Raw genomic sequence first — 14,382 nt, 5'->3', positions numbered from 1 at the left:
GTCGCTCCCGCGTTTTCCTCGTTATAACCACGGGATTTGAAGCATGGCCAAGCGCGACTATTACGAGACTCTCGGCGTAAGCCGGGACGCGGACGACAAAGAAGTAAAGCGGGCGTACCGCAAGCTTGCGATGAAGTATCACCCGGACCGTAACCCGGATGATAAAGACGCCGACAACAAATTCAAAGAAGCCAGCGAGGCCTACGAAATACTCGCAGACGCCAACAAACGAGCGGCCTACGACCAGTTTGGTCATGCCGGCGTTGACGGCCAGGGCGGCGGTGGCTTTGGTGGCGGTAACGGGAATTTCTCGGATATTTTTGGCGACGTATTTGGCGATATTTTTGGAGGCGGTGGTGGCCGTGGCCGCAACACCCGCGGCTCCGATTTACGCTACACCCTGGAACTGGACCTGGAAGAAGCCGTTAAAGGCAGAACGGTTAAAATCACCATTCCTGGCCATCGTGAATGCGAAACCTGTGATGGCAGTGGTGCCGAGAAAGGCTCGCGCCCCGAAGCCTGTGGTACCTGTAAAGGTATGGGCCAGGTGCGTATGCAGCAGGGTTTTTTCACCGTGCAGCAAGCGTGCCCTACCTGCCGTGGCGCGGGTAAGGTTATCAAGAATCCGTGCAGCAAGTGCCACGGTCAGGGCCGGGTGAAAGAAGAGAAAACCCTATCGGTTAAAGTGCCCCCCGGCGTGGATACCGGCGACCGCATCCGTTTGTCTGGTGAAGGCGAAATGGGCATAGAGGGCGGCCCTCCTGGCGACCTGTATGTGGAAATGGCCGTGCGCGAGCACTCCATCTTCACCCGCGACGGTCGTAACCTGTATTGCGAAGTGCCCATCAGCATTGTTGATGCCGCTTTGGGTGGTGAGCTGGAAGTGCCAACGCTGGATGGCCGCGTGAAGCTAAAAATACCTGCCGAGACCCAAACCGGAAAATTGTTCCGCCTGCGCAACAAAGGCGTGGCACCTGTGCGTGGTGGCGGTGCTGGCGATTTGCTGTGTCGGGTGACCATCGAAACCCCGGTACGCCTGACCAAACGCCAGAAAGAACTGTTGCACGAGTTTCAGGATACCCTCGACAGCGGTGACGGCGACCAGCACGGCCCGAAGAAAACATCGTGGTTTAGAGGTGTGAAGAGCTTCTTCGACGAAGCCAAGTTCTGAGGGTACGCAGATGCGAGTACTGAGGACTTATAATAGATGCAAGCACTGAGGGTTTATAGATGAAGGTAGCCATCATCGGCGCTGCGGGCCGCATGGGAAAAGTACTGATCGAAGCCGTTGACGGCACTGATGGCCTGCAACTGGGCGCGGCTATTGTTGAGCCCGGCAATAGCCTGATCGGCGCTGACGCCGGCGACATGACCGGCATCGGAAAAACCGGTGTCGCCATGGCCGGCAGCCTTGCGGACGTGAAAGATGATTTCGACGTGCTGATCGACTTCACCTTTCCAGATCTTACCTTGGAAAACGCCCGCTTCTGCCTGGCCCACGGCAAATCCCACGTTATTGGTACCACTGGATTGTCTGACGCCGAAAAGCAACAACTGGCACAAGTCGCCGAAAATGTACCGGTGGTGTTTGCCCCCAACATGAGTGTGGGCGTAAATGTGGTGCTGAACTTACTGCGCACTGCGGCGGCCGCGCTGGGTGACGACTACGATGTTGAAATCATCGAAGCCCACCACCGCCACAAAAAAGACGCTCCGTCAGGCACTGCGCTGCGTATGGGCGAAGTGGTTGCCGATGCGCTGGGCCGCGACCTGAAAGAATGCGCTGTTTACGGCCGCGAAGGCTTCACCGGCGAACGTACCCGCAAAGAAATCGGCTTTGAAACCATTCGCGCGGGCGACGTTGTGGGCGATCACACCGTCCTGTTCGCCACCGAAGGTGAGCGAATCGAAATCACCCACAAGGCCAGCAGTCGCATGACTTTCGCCAAAGGCGCAATGCGTGCCGCGCTGTGGCTGAAAGACAAGCCGGCCGGCTTGTACGATATGCAGGATGTGTTGGAATTGAAGCAATAACGCCATCGGGTGGATTCTTCGTGGACAAAAAGCGCCTTATTTTCTACAATAAGGCGCTTTAACTGCATCAAGCGTAGCTTTTACAGCGCCACGGGAAACATCTTTCGTTCCCGTAGGACAAAACAGCGGGACGGAGCCATAACTCCCTCTCGCTTTTTTGCGACCTGAATTTGCGCCTACGCTCCTGTTCATGACGAACATGACGCCACTCGATGAGGATAGAAGCCTTGAGCACACCCGCAATCCTTGCACTCGCAGACGGCAGCCTGTTTTACGGCACCGCTATTGGCGCTGACGGCGAAACCAGCGGCGAAGTGGTGTTTAACACCGCCATGACCGGCTATCAGGAAATACTGACTGATCCTTCCTACGCTCGCCAGCTGGTTACACTGACGTACCCGCACATTGGTAACACCGGCGTAAACCCGGAAGACGTGGAATCAGACCGCATACACGCCGCCGCTCTGATCATCCGCGACCTGCCGCTGGCAGCCAGCAATTGGCGCAGCACTCAGAGTCTTGATGGCTATTTACGCGACAACAATATTGTGGGTATTGCCGATATTGACACCCGTCGCCTCACCCGAATTCTGCGCGACAAAGGCTCCCAGAACGGCGCCGTCGTCGCCGGCGAAAGCGCTACTGCAGAACGCGCTCTGGAATTAGCCAACGCCTTCCCGGGTTTGAAAGGAATGGACCTGGCGAAAGAAGTCAGCTCGAAAGACGTTCGCCACTGGACAGAAACGGAGTGGGACCTGGGCAATGGTTACGGTCAGCAGGACAGCCCGCACTTTAAAATCGTGGCTTACGATTACGGTATTAAACTGAACATTCTGCGCATGCTGGCATCGCGCGGTTGCGACATCACCGTTGTGCCGGCACAAACGCCTGCCGCCAAGGTGTTGGCGATGAATCCGGACGGCGTGTTCCTGTCCAATGGCCCCGGTGATCCTGAGCCCTGCGATTACGCCATAAAAGCCATTCAGGACATTTTGGAAACCGACCTGCCGGTGTTTGGTATCTGCCTGGGTCACCAGCTTCTGGCCTTGGCTAGTGGTGCTAAAACCATGAAGATGAACCACGGGCACCACGGTGCCAACCATCCGGTGCAGTGCCTGGCTGATGGCACCGTCATGATCACCAGCCAGAATCACGGTTTTGCTGTAGACGAGGCCAGCCTGCCGGCGAATCTGGAGGCTACTCACAAGTCGCTGTTTGACGGCACCCTGCAAGGTTTGCGCCGCACCGATAAAGCCGCGTTTAGCTTTCAGGGCCACCCGGAAGCCAGCCCTGGCCCCCACGATGTTGCGCCACTGTTTGACGAGTTTATCCGCTCGATGGAAGCCCGGCGCGCTTAAAGTGTAGGCAAGCGAGGTCGGCCAATGGCCTCGCGCAAACAGGCGCTGCGCACCGCGCTGCAAGAAATTAAAGTTGCTGACAGGTTGACCAAGACATGCCAAAACGTACCGACATTAAAAGCATCCTGATCCTGGGAGCAGGCCCCATCGTGATCGGGCAGGCGTGCGAATTCGACTATTCCGGCGCCCAGGCCTGTAAGGCTCTGCGCGAGGAGGGCTACCGGGTGATACTGGTTAACTCCAACCCGGCAACCATCATGACCGACCCGGCCATGGCCGATGCCACCTACATCGAGCCGATAATCTGGTCAACGGTTGCCAAGATTATCGAAAAAGAAAAGCCCGATGCCCTGCTGCCGACCATGGGCGGGCAAACCGCGTTGAACTGTGCGCTGGATCTGGAAAAGCACGGCGTACTGGCTAAATACGGCGTTGAAATGATCGGTGCCAACGCCGATACCATCGACAAAGCTGAAGACCGCAGTCGTTTTGACAAGGCTATGAAATCCATTGGCCTTGAATGCCCCCGTGCCGACATTGCTCACAATCTGGAAGAAGCCCACCGCATTGCCGACAAGGTGGGGTTTCCGTGCATTATTCGGCCTTCGTTTACTATGGGCGGCTCCGGCGGCGGTATTGCGTACAACCGTGGAGAGTTCGAAGAAATCTGCATTCGCGGGCTGGATCTGTCGCCCACCAACGAACTGTTGATCGACGAATCCCTGATCGGTTGGAAAGAATACGAAATGGAAGTGGTGCGCGACAAAAACGATAACTGCATTATCGTGTGTGCCATTGAAAACTTCGACGCCATGGGCGTGCACACCGGCGACTCTATCACCGTGGCACCGGCGCAAACCCTGACCGACAAAGAATACCAAATCATGCGTAACGCCTCGCTGGCGGTTCTGCGTGAAATTGGTGTGGAAACCGGCGGCTCCAACGTGCAGTTTGGCATTCATCCGGACACCGGCCGCATGGTGGTGATCGAGATGAACCCGCGGGTGTCGCGCTCCTCGGCGCTGGCGTCTAAGGCCACCGGCTTCCCCATTGCCAAAGTGGCGGCCAAGCTGGCGATCGGTTACACCCTGGACGAGTTGAAGAATGACATCACCGGCGGTATTACCCCCGCTTCGTTCGAGCCCAGCATTGATTACGTGGTGACCAAGATTCCACGGTTCACCTTTGAAAAATTCCCCCAGGCCGACGCCCGCCTGACCACCCAGATGAAATCGGTGGGTGAGGTGATGGCCATTGGCCGCACCTTCCAGGAATCGCTGCAGAAAGCTCTGCGCGGTCTTGAAGTAGGCTCTGACGGCTTTGACGAAATGCTGCCGGAATTTGACAGCGAAGAAAGCCGGCAAACTTTGACCCGCGAGCTGAATGTGCCCGGTGCCGAGCGCATCTGGTGCATCGGTGATGCCTTTCGCGCGGGCCAGAGTGTGGCGGATATATTTCGCCAGACCCACGTAGACCCCTGGTACCTGGTGCAGATTGAAGACCTGATTAAAGAAGAGCAGGCGCTGCAGGCGTCTGGCAAGGCCGAGCTGGACCGCGCTACCCTGTTTCGCTTGAAGCGTAAGGGGTTCTCCGACGCGCGCCTGGCGAAGCTGATGGGCGTGAAAGAAGACGCCTTCCGCGCCATGCGCCACGGGTTGGGTATTCGCCCCGTGTATAAGCGTGTAGACACCTGTGCTGCGGAATTTGCCTCAGACACGGCCTACATGTATTCCAGCTATGAAGAAGAATGCGAGTCAAACCCGACTGACCGTGAAAAGATCGTGGTCATTGGCGGTGGCCCCAACCGTATTGGTCAGGGCATCGAGTTTGATTACTGTTGCGTACATGCGGCCCTGGCGATGCGTGAAGATGGTTATGAAACCATCATGATCAACTGCAACCCGGAAACCGTGTCGACCGATTACGACACCTCTGACCGCCTGTATTTTGAGCCGATCACCCTGGAAGACGTGCTGGAAATTATCCACGTTGAAAAACCCAAAGGTGTGATTGTGCAGTACGGTGGTCAAACCCCGTTGAAGCTGGCCCGCGGCCTGGAAGCCGCTGGTGTACCCATTATCGGCACCAGCCCGGACGCCATTGACTGCGCCGAAGACCGCGAACGGTTCCAGAAGCTGATTGCGGGCCTGGGCCTGAAACAGCCCGAAAACGCCACCGTGCGCAGCCACGAAGAAGGTATTGTTGCTGCCCGCAAGATTGGGTACCCGCTGGTGGTCCGCCCGTCTTACGTGCTGGGCGGCCGCGCCATGGAAATTGTCTATGGCGAAGCCGAGCTTGAGCGTTATATGCGCAGCGCTGTGCTGGTATCCAACGACAGCCCGGTATTGCTGGACCACTTCCTGAACGCCGCGATTGAGGTGGATATAGACGCCATCTGCGACGGCAAAGACGTGGTCATTGGCGGTATCATGCAGCACATAGAGCAGGCCGGCATTCACTCCGGTGACTCGGCGTGTTCACTGCCGCCCTACAGCTTGCCCGCAGATGTTCAAAACGCCATGCGTGACGCGGTCAAACAGATGGCCCTGGCGTTGAACGTGGTCGGCCTGATGAACGTGCAGTTAGCCTGGCAAGACGGTGAAATTTACGTGATTGAAGTGAACCCCCGTGCGTCGCGTACCGTGCCGTTTGTGTCCAAGGCCATCGGCGTGTCTTTGGCCAAAGTGGCCGCACGTGTTATGGCGGGCACATCGTTGGCGGACCAGGGCTTCACCCAGGAAATCATACCGGCGCATTACTCGGTGAAAGAGTCGGTGTTCCCGTTCAACAAGTTCCCCGCGGTTGACCCGATTCTTGGGCCGGAAATGAAGTCCACCGGCGAGGTGATGGGGATTGGCGACAGCTTTAACGAAGCCTTCGGCAAAGCCGTGCTGGCCGCTGGCGAGCGCTTGCCATCCACGGGCGTTGCCTTCATGTCACTGCGCGATGTCGACAAGCATGGCGCCGAGCACGTAGCGCGTTCGCTGGTTGAATGTGGTTTCAAAATAATTGCCACCGCCGGCACCGCCGCCGCCCTGCGTAAAGCGGGCGTAGAGGTAGCGTTGGTGAACAAAGTTCACGAAGGTCGCCCGCACATTGTGGATGCCATCAAAAATGGCAAGGTCCAGCTGGTGATCAATACCACCGACGGCCGTAAAGCGGTGTCGGATTCATCCCAGATCCGCCAGTCCGCGTTGCAGGCTAAAATCAGTTACACCACCACCCTGGCAGGTGGCGAAGCCTTCTGTCGGGCCATCAAGTTTGGTCCGGAGCGTACGGTTCGCCGCCTTCAGGATTTGCACTCAGGAAAATAAGATTATGTCGGCAAGAGTACCAATGACCACGTTGGGCGAAGCACGCCTGCGTGCCGAGCTGCAGAAGCTGAAATCGGAAGATCGTCCGCGCGTCATCGCTTCCATCGCTACCGCACGTGAACACGGCGATCTGAAGGAAAACGCGGAATACCACGCCGCCCGCGAGCAGCAGAGCTTTATTGAAGGCCGGATTCAGGAAATTGAAGGCAAGCTCGGTGGCTCTCAGGTGATTGATGTCACCACCATCGAAAACACCGGTAAAGTGATTTTCGGTACCACCGTTCACCTGTTGAATACGGATACCGATAAACAGGTTAAATACCAGATTGTGGGTGAAGACGAAGCGGATATCAAAGACGGCAAAATTTCGGTGTCGTCACCGATTGCTCGCGCCTTGGTTGGTCGTAGAGCGGATGACGTAGTGGCTATTCGCGTGCCGTCTGGCACCGTGGAATACGAAATTGAAGAGGTTGAATACATCTGATCAGCGATGTGACTCACACAAAAAAGCCGGTCTGGAATTCCCGACCGGCTTTTTTGTGTCTGCTGTTTGCGCAACCTGCACCTTGGTCAGTGCTTAAGGCGCAACAAGTTAGACAGTTTGGGATTGGGTTTCTCGGCGCGGCGCAAAATCACTGCAATTTTACCAATGGTCTGAACGACTTCAGCCTTGGCGCCGGCGCACAGTTCGGTCACTGCCTGCTGGCGTGCTTCGCGATCCTGGCTGGCGATTTTTATCTTGATCAGTTCGTGGTCGTTCAATGCCCGCTCCAGTTCTTCCTGAAGGTTCTCGGTCAGGCCCTTGTCACCTACAATAATGACCGGTTTCAGATTGTGGGCGATCGCCCGGTATTCCCGGCGCTGTTCTGGTGAAAGACTCATGATGCAATCTCTTTATAGCGGCAATTAACAAAGGGGCAGCACTCGTTGTGCTGCCGTCAACGTATAATGTCGCGATTGTAGCAGAAAGCGCAGCGAGAAAAATTGCCGTTAACACTTATCGCGCGGGCCTTTTGCCCATCAGTGGAACGATACCTGCTTCAATCAGTCAATTCATTTAGTGGTGGTATTGCAATTCGTTATCAAGTCCCCCACTTAAAGAATTCAGGTATTTCGGTTGTTGGCACCCGCAGCCAGAAATGACCGGCAAGTTTGGTGACAGCAAGGCCATTTCTGGTGAACGGCCGTAGAAATGGTGTAAGGTGTCAAAAAAGGGCGTGCCATGGCGCAGCCCGGCAATTCACAGGTGGTGATCCTTGAACAATATGGCAAAAAATCTGGTTTTATGGCTGGTAATAGCCGCAGTGCTACTGATGGTGTTTCAAAATTTCACTCCTACCACCAGTGGCCAACAAGTCAACTACTCCCAGTTTGTGGAGATGGTTCAACAGGGCCGGGTAAACCAGGTCACGATTGACGGTCTGCAGATTGAGGGTACACGCCCCGACGGTTCACAGTTCCAGACGGTCCGCCCGCAAGTGGCCGACAACAAGCTGATGGACGACCTGCTGGCCAACAGCGTTGAGGTGATCGGTAAAGAACCCGAGCGCCAGAGCCTGTGGACCCAATTGCTGGTCGCTGCATTCCCGATCCTGATCATTATTGCGCTGTTCGTATTCTTTATGCGGCAGATGCAGGGTGGTGCCGGCGGCAAAGGCGGTCCCATGTCGTTTGGCAAGAGCAAAGCCCGCCTGGTGAGCGAAGATCAGATTAAAAACACCTTTGCGGATGTGGCAGGCGTAGACGAAGCCAAAGAAGACGTAAAAGAACTGGTGGATTTCCTGCGTGATCCCAGTCGATACCAGCGCTTGGGCGGCCGTATCCCCCGCGGCGTTCTGATGATCGGTCCTCCGGGCACGGGTAAAACCTTGCTGGCAAAAGCCATTGCCGGTGAGGCCAAGGTGCCATTCTTTTCGATCTCCGGTTCAGATTTTGTCGAAATGTTTGTCGGCGTGGGTGCATCCCGTGTACGCGACATGTTCGAGCAGGCCAAGAAGCAAAGTCCGTGCATCATTTTTATTGACGAGATTGATGCGGTCGGCCGCCACCGTGGCGCCGGCATGGGCGGCGGGCACGACGAGCGCGAGCAAACGCTGAACCAGTTGCTGGTGGAAATGGACGGATTTGAGGGTAACGAAGGCGTTATCGTGATTGCCGCCACCAACCGCCCGGACGTTCTAGACCCCGCGTTGCTGCGCCCCGGCCGTTTTGACCGTCAGGTGATGGTGAGCCTGCCAGACATTCTGGGTCGCGAGCAGATCTTGAAAGTACACATGAAGAAAGTGCCGCTGGATGACGACATCAATCCTGCCGTTATTGCCCGTGGTACGCCTGGCTTCTCCGGTGCCGACCTGGCTAACCTGGTGAACGAGGCAGCGCTCTTCGCAGCCCGTCGCAACCAGCGTTTGGTGTCTATGGAAGAACTGGAACTGGCGAAAGACAAAATCATGATGGGCGCGGAACGCAAGTCCATGGTGATGAGCGAAAAAGAGAAGTTGAACACCGCGTATCACGAATCTGGCCACGCCATTGTGGGGCGCCTGATGCCAGAGCACGATCCCGTGTACAAAGTGAGTATCATACCTCGCGGCCGTGCTTTGGGTGTGACTATGTTCTTGCCGGAAGGAGACAGGTACAGCCATTCCAAGCGCTTCCTTCATGGCCAGATCAGCAGTTTGTTTGGTGGCCGCATCGCCGAAGAGCTGACATTGGGCGCAGACGGTGTCACCACCGGTGCCTCTAATGACATTGAGCGGGCGACCAGTCTGGCTCGCAACATGGTGACCCGCTGGGGTCTGTCAGAAAAGTTGGGTCCGCTGCAGTACGGTAGTGAGAATGATGAACCGTTCCTGGGCCGTACCGCCGGGCAACATCAAACCGTGTACTCGCCGGAAACCGCGCAGCGTATCGATGAAGAAGTGCGTAACATCATTGATACCTGTTACGAGACCGCCCGCAACGTATTGGTCGAGAATCGCGATAAGCTGGACTTGATGGCCGAAGCTCTGATGAAGTACGAGACTATTGATCGGCTCCAGATCGACGATATCATGGAAGACCGTGATGCCCGTACGCCAAAAGGCTGGGACGATCGGGGTGGTTCTTCGGGTGGCGAGGCTACTTCAATTGACAAAGAAGATACTTCCACCGAAGGCAAAGTGAAGGGCAAAGCCGGCGACGAGTCTCAAGGTGGCGTTGGCCGCCCGGCGGGAGAGCACTGAGCGATCTGTAACGCGCTCGTTAGGAAGAAGTAAAAAACGCCGCCCGCTTTAGGGCGGCGTTTTTCATTGTAAGACCCCCAAATTATTTGCCGAGGTTGGAATGAAGATGAATTTTGCCGGGCGCACGCTGGACATGACTCAGTGCCACGTAATGGGCGTGCTGAATGTAACGCCTGATTCGTTTTCCGACGGTGGTCGGTTTGATCGCCCGCAGCAGGCCTTGGCCCATGCGCGCCAGATGGTGGAAGACGGCGCCCGTTTTATTGATGTGGGCGGCGAGTCTACCCGCCCTGGTGCCAAGCCTGTCAGCCTGCAACAAGAGCTGGACCGGGTGTGCCCGGTGGTAGAGGCCATCGCCGGCGAACTGGACGTGGTGATTTCCGTAGACACCAGCTCGCCGCGGGTGATGACTCAAGCTGCGGCCCTGGGTGCCGGTCTGATTAATGACGTGCGAGCGCTAACCCGTGAAGGCGCTTTGCAGGCCGCTACAAACACCGGTTTGCCGGTGTGCCTGATGCACAGCCAGGGCGAGCCGGATACCATGCAGAACAACCCGCAGTATCAGGATGTGTGCGCACAGGTCAGTTTGTTTCTGGCACAGCGAATACTCGCGGCACAGGGCGCCGGCATTGATTCTTTAAGAATCATGCTGGATCTGGGCTTCGGTTTTGGCAAAAGCCTGGAGCATAATTTGCAGCTGTTTGCGCGGGCAGAGCAATTTACTGTTTTGGGGTATCCTCTGTTGTTGGGGCTGTCGCGCAAATCTATATTGGGTGCTATTACCGGTCGCAATGTGGAAGAAAGGTTGCCGGCAAGCCTTGCTGCCGCGACAATATGTGCCATGAAAGGCGCGAGTGTTGTGCGTGTGCATGACGTTCGGGAAACGGTAGATGTCGTTAAAATGGCGGCGGCGGTCAAAGGAGCGGTGTGATGTCAGGCATGCAGTATTTTGGTACCGATGGAATTCGCGGCCACGTCGGTGAGGGCCCTATTACTCCTGAGTTCATGCTGCGTTTGGGGTGGGCTGCAGGCCAGGCGTTTAAACGCGAAGGCCAGCGTAACAGCGTAATGATCGGCAAAGACACCCGGCTGTCAGGCTACATGTTTGAATCTGCGCTGGAGGCCGGCCTGGCTGCTGCCGGGGTAGACGTAAAGCTGCTGGGCCCCATGCCAACACCGGCTATCGCCTACCTTACGCGCACATTCCGCGCTTCGGCCGGTATTGTGATCAGTGCTTCGCACAATCCCCATTACGACAACGGTATCAAGTTTTTCTCGGCAGACGGCACCAAGCTGGATGACGCTCTGGAAGCTGAAATAGAGCACTGGCTGGAACAACCGCTGACGGTGTGTGATTCGGCAGAACTCGGCAAAGCGTCACGCATTGATGATGCCCCTGGCCGCTACATAGAGTTTTGCAAAAGCACAGTGCCCAACGAATTTACTTTGGAAGGCATGAACATTGTTTTGGATTGCGCTCACGGAGCCACCTATCACGTTGCCCCAAAAGTGTTTCGTGAGTTGGGAGCGAGCGTATCGGTGATTGGCGCAGCACCCGATGGTCTTAATATTAACCTCAATGTGGGCTCCACCCACCTTGCAGGTCTGAGTCAAGCGGTTCTAGACAGAAAAGCCGATCTGGGGATAGCCTTTGATGGCGACGGTGACCGCGTGCTTATGGTCGACCGTGACGGGTCCGAAGTAGACGGCGATGAGCTGTTGTATGTGATTGCCTCACAGCGCCATGCCGAAGGCCGCCTGAAAGGCGGTGTGGTGGGTACCCTGATGACCAATCTTGGCGTTGAGCTGGCCTTGAAGGAGCTGGGCATTGAGTTCGAACGCGCCAACGTGGGTGACCGCTACGTGATGGGGCGCCTGTTGGCGAAGGGCTGGGTGCTGGGTGGCGAAGGTTCCGGTCACATGGTGATTCGTGACTGTACCAGCACCGGCGACGGCATTGTGTCGGCGCTTCAGGTGATGCTGGCTATCTGGAAATCCGGTAAAACCCTGGCTGAAATTCGCCGGGGTATGAGCAAACTGCCGCAGACCATGATCAATGTGCGAGTAACCAAGCGCTTCAACCCACTTGAGCGCGAAGATATTGTGGCCGCCGTAAGTCGCGCCGAAGCCGAACTCGGCAGCGACGGCCGGGTGTTGTTGCGGGCATCTGGCACCGAGCCGCTGATTCGAGTCATGACAGAAGGCCAGGATGCCGAGGTGATTGAGCGCATTGCCCGGCAATTAGCGAAGGTGGTGGAAAGCTCGATTGCCTGATCAGAGTCGGCGGCAAGCAGTTGTTTGGCCTTGGGGTGTGGGGTATAGTTCGCCTCTCTTTTCGGCGGACTCACGCCGCCGCTTGCGAATGAATAAAGGTGTGTTATGCGTCGTCGCATTGTAGCCGGAAATTGGAAAATGAACGGGTCCCAAAGCCTGGCCAACGAGTTGGTTGGCCCGGTTGCACAACAGGTGCGTGAATTGGGTATTGAGGCGGTTGTTTTCCCGCCCGCGCTCTATGTTTCCGCGGTGATTCAGGCTGCCGATAACGCAATGGCAGTGGGCGTGCAAAATGTCAGTGAAAAAGCGCAGGGCGCCTACACCGGCGAGCTTTCCGCGCCTATGGTGGCCGATGTCGGTTGCCGTTATGGTCTGGTGGGCCACTCCGAGCGACGTCAGCTGTTTGGCGAAACCGATGCCCAAGTGGCGGTGAAAACCGAGCAGTTGCTCAGTGCAGGCTTGAACGCCATTGTGTGCGTGGGGGAGACTCTGGAACAGCGCGAAGCCGGGCAGGCCGAAACAGTCGTTGCTACCCAGGTGCGTGACGGTTTGAGCAAAGTGACGCCAGAGCAATGGGGGCAGATTGTAGTTGCTTATGAGCCGGTTTGGGCCATAGGCACTGGCAAGACGGCCACCGGCGAAGACGCCCAGGCCATGCATAAGGCCATTCGTGGCGTACTGGCAAATATGGGTGCTCCAGCCGAATCCATTTCTTTGCTTTACGGCGGCAGCGTAAAAGCGGATAATGCAGCCGCACTTTTCGCTGAGCCGGATATAGACGGCGGATTGATCGGCGGTGCGTCTTTGAGTGCAACAGATTTTGTCAGTATCTGCCAGGCGCTGCCGGCAGATACCCATTGTTAAAGGTTTGCGAGCGTCTTTATGGATTTGATGGAAACTTTGATCGTTGTCCTGCACGTGGTTATTGCCGTGGCCCTGGTGGGTCTGGTTCTGATCCAGCAAGGCAAAGGCGCTGACGCCGGTGCAGCCTTTGGCGGCGGAGCGTCGCAGACCGTATTTGGCAGCCAGGGTAGCGGTAGCTTTTTGACCCGCTTCACGACCTTTTTGGCCATTGCGTTTTTTGTAACAAGTTTCACGTTGGCGATTTTTGCCAAGCAGCGCGCTGAAGTAGCGGGTCAAGCTGGTATTCCGATGGTTCAGGAATCCCAACCTTCCGCTGTAGATCCTGCCAGCGAAACCGACGGCGGGCAGAGCGATCTGCCTGGCCTGGAGTAACCGAATTGCCCAAGTGGTGGAACTGGTAGACACGCCATCTTGAGGGGGTGGTAGCGAAAGCTGTGCCGGTTCGAGTCCGGCCTTGGGCACCATATGCAGTGAAAAAATGGCCTGGTTTTCCAGGCCGTTTTTTTGGTCAGTCCTTGACCAGTGAGGTCTGCGGCTCTATACTCCGCCGCAGATTGGGTGCAGTCGAAGTTTGGCTGGCGTCCGGCAGGCAAAGTGTCTGCTAGCATCAAGCGCTGTTTAATCGTGCTTTTTGCGAGTTCTTGCAACAAACAGCCTTTATATTGTGGGCTGTTTGACTAAGGGGCCTGGCGCATCAGGTTCTGGTGCATGAAAAGGGCTGATAGACAGCCCTTTTTTTGTTTTTGTCGTCAGCAAATTCTGAATACGGAGATGGCGTAACTTGTCAGCCAAGATCAAACAGTTGGAAGACATTCTGCGGCCGGTGGTTGAAGGCCTCGGCTATGAATACTGGGGTATTGAATTCCGCGCTCGCGGCCACGAATCATTGTTGCGGCTTTTTATTGACGATGTCGAAAAAGGCATCGGGATTGAAGATTGCGAAAAAGTCAGTCGCCAGGCCAGCAGTGTCATGGATGTGGAAGACCCTATACAGAGCGAATACACGCTGGAAGTGTCATCGCCTGGAATGGATCGTCCGTTGTTCGAATTGGCTCAGTATCAGGCGTTCGTCGGGCACAAAGTGCAAATCCGTTTGCGTATGGCGTTTGAAGGTCGGCGCAAGTTTCAGGGTTTGCTGAACGGTATTGAAGGCGACGAGGTGATTGTGGTGGTAGATGACCACGAATATCTGTTGCCATTCGACAGTATCGACAAGGCGAACATCGTTCCGGTATTCGAGTGACGCACTCTTTGAGTAACACTCTATTTGAGTGACCTTTTATTTGAGTGATGCATGCGAATACATTAAATGGACGC

General features: G+C 56.1%; 12 protein-coding genes and 1 tRNA gene. 12 read left to right on the top strand and 1 reads right to left on the bottom strand.

What is annotated here, in order from left to right:
- Positions 1–43: 43 nt before the first annotated feature.
- From dnaJ to greA, 5 genes are all read left to right on the top strand, one after another.
- Complete coding sequence (dnaJ, locus tag A3OI_RS0110025; protein ID WP_018404145.1) at positions 44–1,171, top strand: molecular chaperone DnaJ; 1,128 nt, start codon at positions 44–46, stop codon at positions 1,169–1,171.
- Between the two features lie 59 nt (positions 1,172–1,230).
- Positions 1,231–2,034 (top strand): 4-hydroxy-tetrahydrodipicolinate reductase, encoded by an 804-nt coding sequence (gene dapB, locus A3OI_RS0110020; protein WP_018404144.1) that lies wholly within the window; start codon positions 1,231–1,233, stop codon positions 2,032–2,034.
- Between the two features lie 227 nt (positions 2,035–2,261).
- The gene (gene carA, locus A3OI_RS0110015) at positions 2,262–3,392 is read left to right on the top strand and encodes a glutamine-hydrolyzing carbamoyl-phosphate synthase small subunit (protein ID WP_018404143.1); all 1,131 of its coding nucleotides are present in this window, start codon (positions 2,262–2,264) and stop codon (positions 3,390–3,392) included.
- A 95-nt stretch (positions 3,393–3,487) separates the two neighbouring features.
- Positions 3,488–6,706 (top strand): carbamoyl-phosphate synthase large subunit, encoded by a 3,219-nt coding sequence (gene carB / locus A3OI_RS0110010; RefSeq protein WP_018404142.1) that lies wholly within the window; start codon positions 3,488–3,490, stop codon positions 6,704–6,706.
- 4 nt (positions 6,707–6,710) lie between these two features.
- Positions 6,711–7,190 carry a transcription elongation factor GreA gene (gene greA / locus A3OI_RS0110005; protein ID WP_081622905.1) on the top strand — a complete coding sequence of 160 codons (480 nt, stop codon included), beginning with the start codon at positions 6,711–6,713 and terminating at the stop codon, positions 7,188–7,190.
- 86 nt (positions 7,191–7,276) lie between these two features.
- Here greA and yhbY read toward each other — a convergent pair whose 3' ends face one another.
- On the bottom strand, positions 7,277–7,588 hold the full coding sequence (gene yhbY / locus A3OI_RS0110000; RefSeq protein WP_018404140.1) for a ribosome assembly RNA-binding protein YhbY: 312 nt from the start codon (positions 7,586–7,588) through the stop codon (positions 7,277–7,279).
- Between the two features lie 374 nt (positions 7,589–7,962).
- On the opposite strand from yhbY, the gene ftsH reads away from it, so the two are divergent.
- From ftsH to rimP, 7 genes are all read left to right on the top strand, one after another.
- Positions 7,963–9,927 carry an ATP-dependent zinc metalloprotease FtsH gene (ftsH, locus tag A3OI_RS0109995; protein WP_018404139.1) on the top strand — a complete coding sequence of 655 codons (1,965 nt, stop codon included), beginning with the start codon at positions 7,963–7,965 and terminating at the stop codon, positions 9,925–9,927.
- A gap of 100 nt (positions 9,928–10,027) precedes the next feature.
- Complete coding sequence (folP, locus tag A3OI_RS0109990) at positions 10,028–10,858, top strand: dihydropteroate synthase (protein WP_026224124.1); 831 nt, start codon at positions 10,028–10,030, stop codon at positions 10,856–10,858.
- Positions 10,858–12,201 carry a phosphoglucosamine mutase gene (glmM, locus tag A3OI_RS0109985; RefSeq protein WP_018404137.1) on the top strand — a complete coding sequence of 448 codons (1,344 nt, stop codon included), beginning with the start codon at positions 10,858–10,860 and terminating at the stop codon, positions 12,199–12,201. The genes folP and glmM overlap by 1 nt, the downstream gene beginning before the upstream one ends.
- Positions 12,202–12,306: 105 nt before the next feature.
- Entirely contained in the window at positions 12,307–13,065 is a 759-nt protein-coding gene (tpiA, locus tag A3OI_RS0109980) for a triose-phosphate isomerase (protein WP_026224123.1), read from the top strand.
- An 18-nt stretch (positions 13,066–13,083) separates the two neighbouring features.
- Positions 13,084–13,437 (top strand): preprotein translocase subunit SecG, encoded by a 354-nt coding sequence (gene secG, locus A3OI_RS0109975; RefSeq protein ID WP_018404135.1) that lies wholly within the window; start codon positions 13,084–13,086, stop codon positions 13,435–13,437.
- A 7-nt stretch (positions 13,438–13,444) separates the two neighbouring features.
- Positions 13,445–13,529: transfer RNA gene (locus tag A3OI_RS0109970), tRNA-Leu, on the top strand.
- Between the two features lie 317 nt (positions 13,530–13,846).
- On the top strand, positions 13,847–14,308 hold the full coding sequence (rimP, locus tag A3OI_RS0109965; protein WP_018404134.1) for a ribosome maturation factor RimP: 462 nt from the start codon (positions 13,847–13,849) through the stop codon (positions 14,306–14,308).
- The last annotated feature ends 74 nt before the right edge of the window (positions 14,309–14,382 follow it).

The organism is Marinobacter gelidimuriae (assembly GCF_000372805.1).
GTDB lineage: Bacteria > Pseudomonadota > Gammaproteobacteria > Pseudomonadales > Oleiphilaceae > Marinobacter > Marinobacter gelidimuriae.
The sequence above is the reverse complement of the archived record's forward strand: the minus strand, read 5'-3'. Positions and strand labels throughout refer to the sequence as shown.

Excerpts from the sequence above, each read along its gene's own strand:
- secG (WP_018404135.1), top strand. The coding sequence starts at position 13,084 with ATGGATTTGATGGAAACTTTGATCGTTGTCCTGCACGTGGTTATTGCC.
- carB (WP_018404142.1), top strand. The coding sequence starts at position 3,488 with ATGCCAAAACGTACCGACATTAAAAGCATCCTGATCCTGGGAGCAGGC.
- glmM (WP_018404137.1), top strand. The coding sequence starts at position 10,858 with ATGTCAGGCATGCAGTATTTTGGTACCGATGGAATTCGCGGCCACGTC.
- dnaJ (WP_018404145.1), top strand. The coding sequence starts at position 44 with ATGGCCAAGCGCGACTATTACGAGACTCTCGGCGTAAGCCGGGACGCG.
- greA (WP_081622905.1), top strand. The coding sequence starts at position 6,711 with ATGTCGGCAAGAGTACCAATGACCACGTTGGGCGAAGCACGCCTGCGT.
- yhbY (WP_018404140.1), bottom strand. The coding sequence starts at position 7,588 with ATGAGTCTTTCACCAGAACAGCGCCGGGAATACCGGGCGATCGCCCAC.
- folP (WP_026224124.1), top strand. The coding sequence starts at position 10,028 with ATGAAGATGAATTTTGCCGGGCGCACGCTGGACATGACTCAGTGCCAC.
- tpiA (WP_026224123.1), top strand. The coding sequence starts at position 12,307 with ATGCGTCGTCGCATTGTAGCCGGAAATTGGAAAATGAACGGGTCCCAA.
- dapB (WP_018404144.1), top strand. The coding sequence starts at position 1,231 with ATGAAGGTAGCCATCATCGGCGCTGCGGGCCGCATGGGAAAAGTACTG.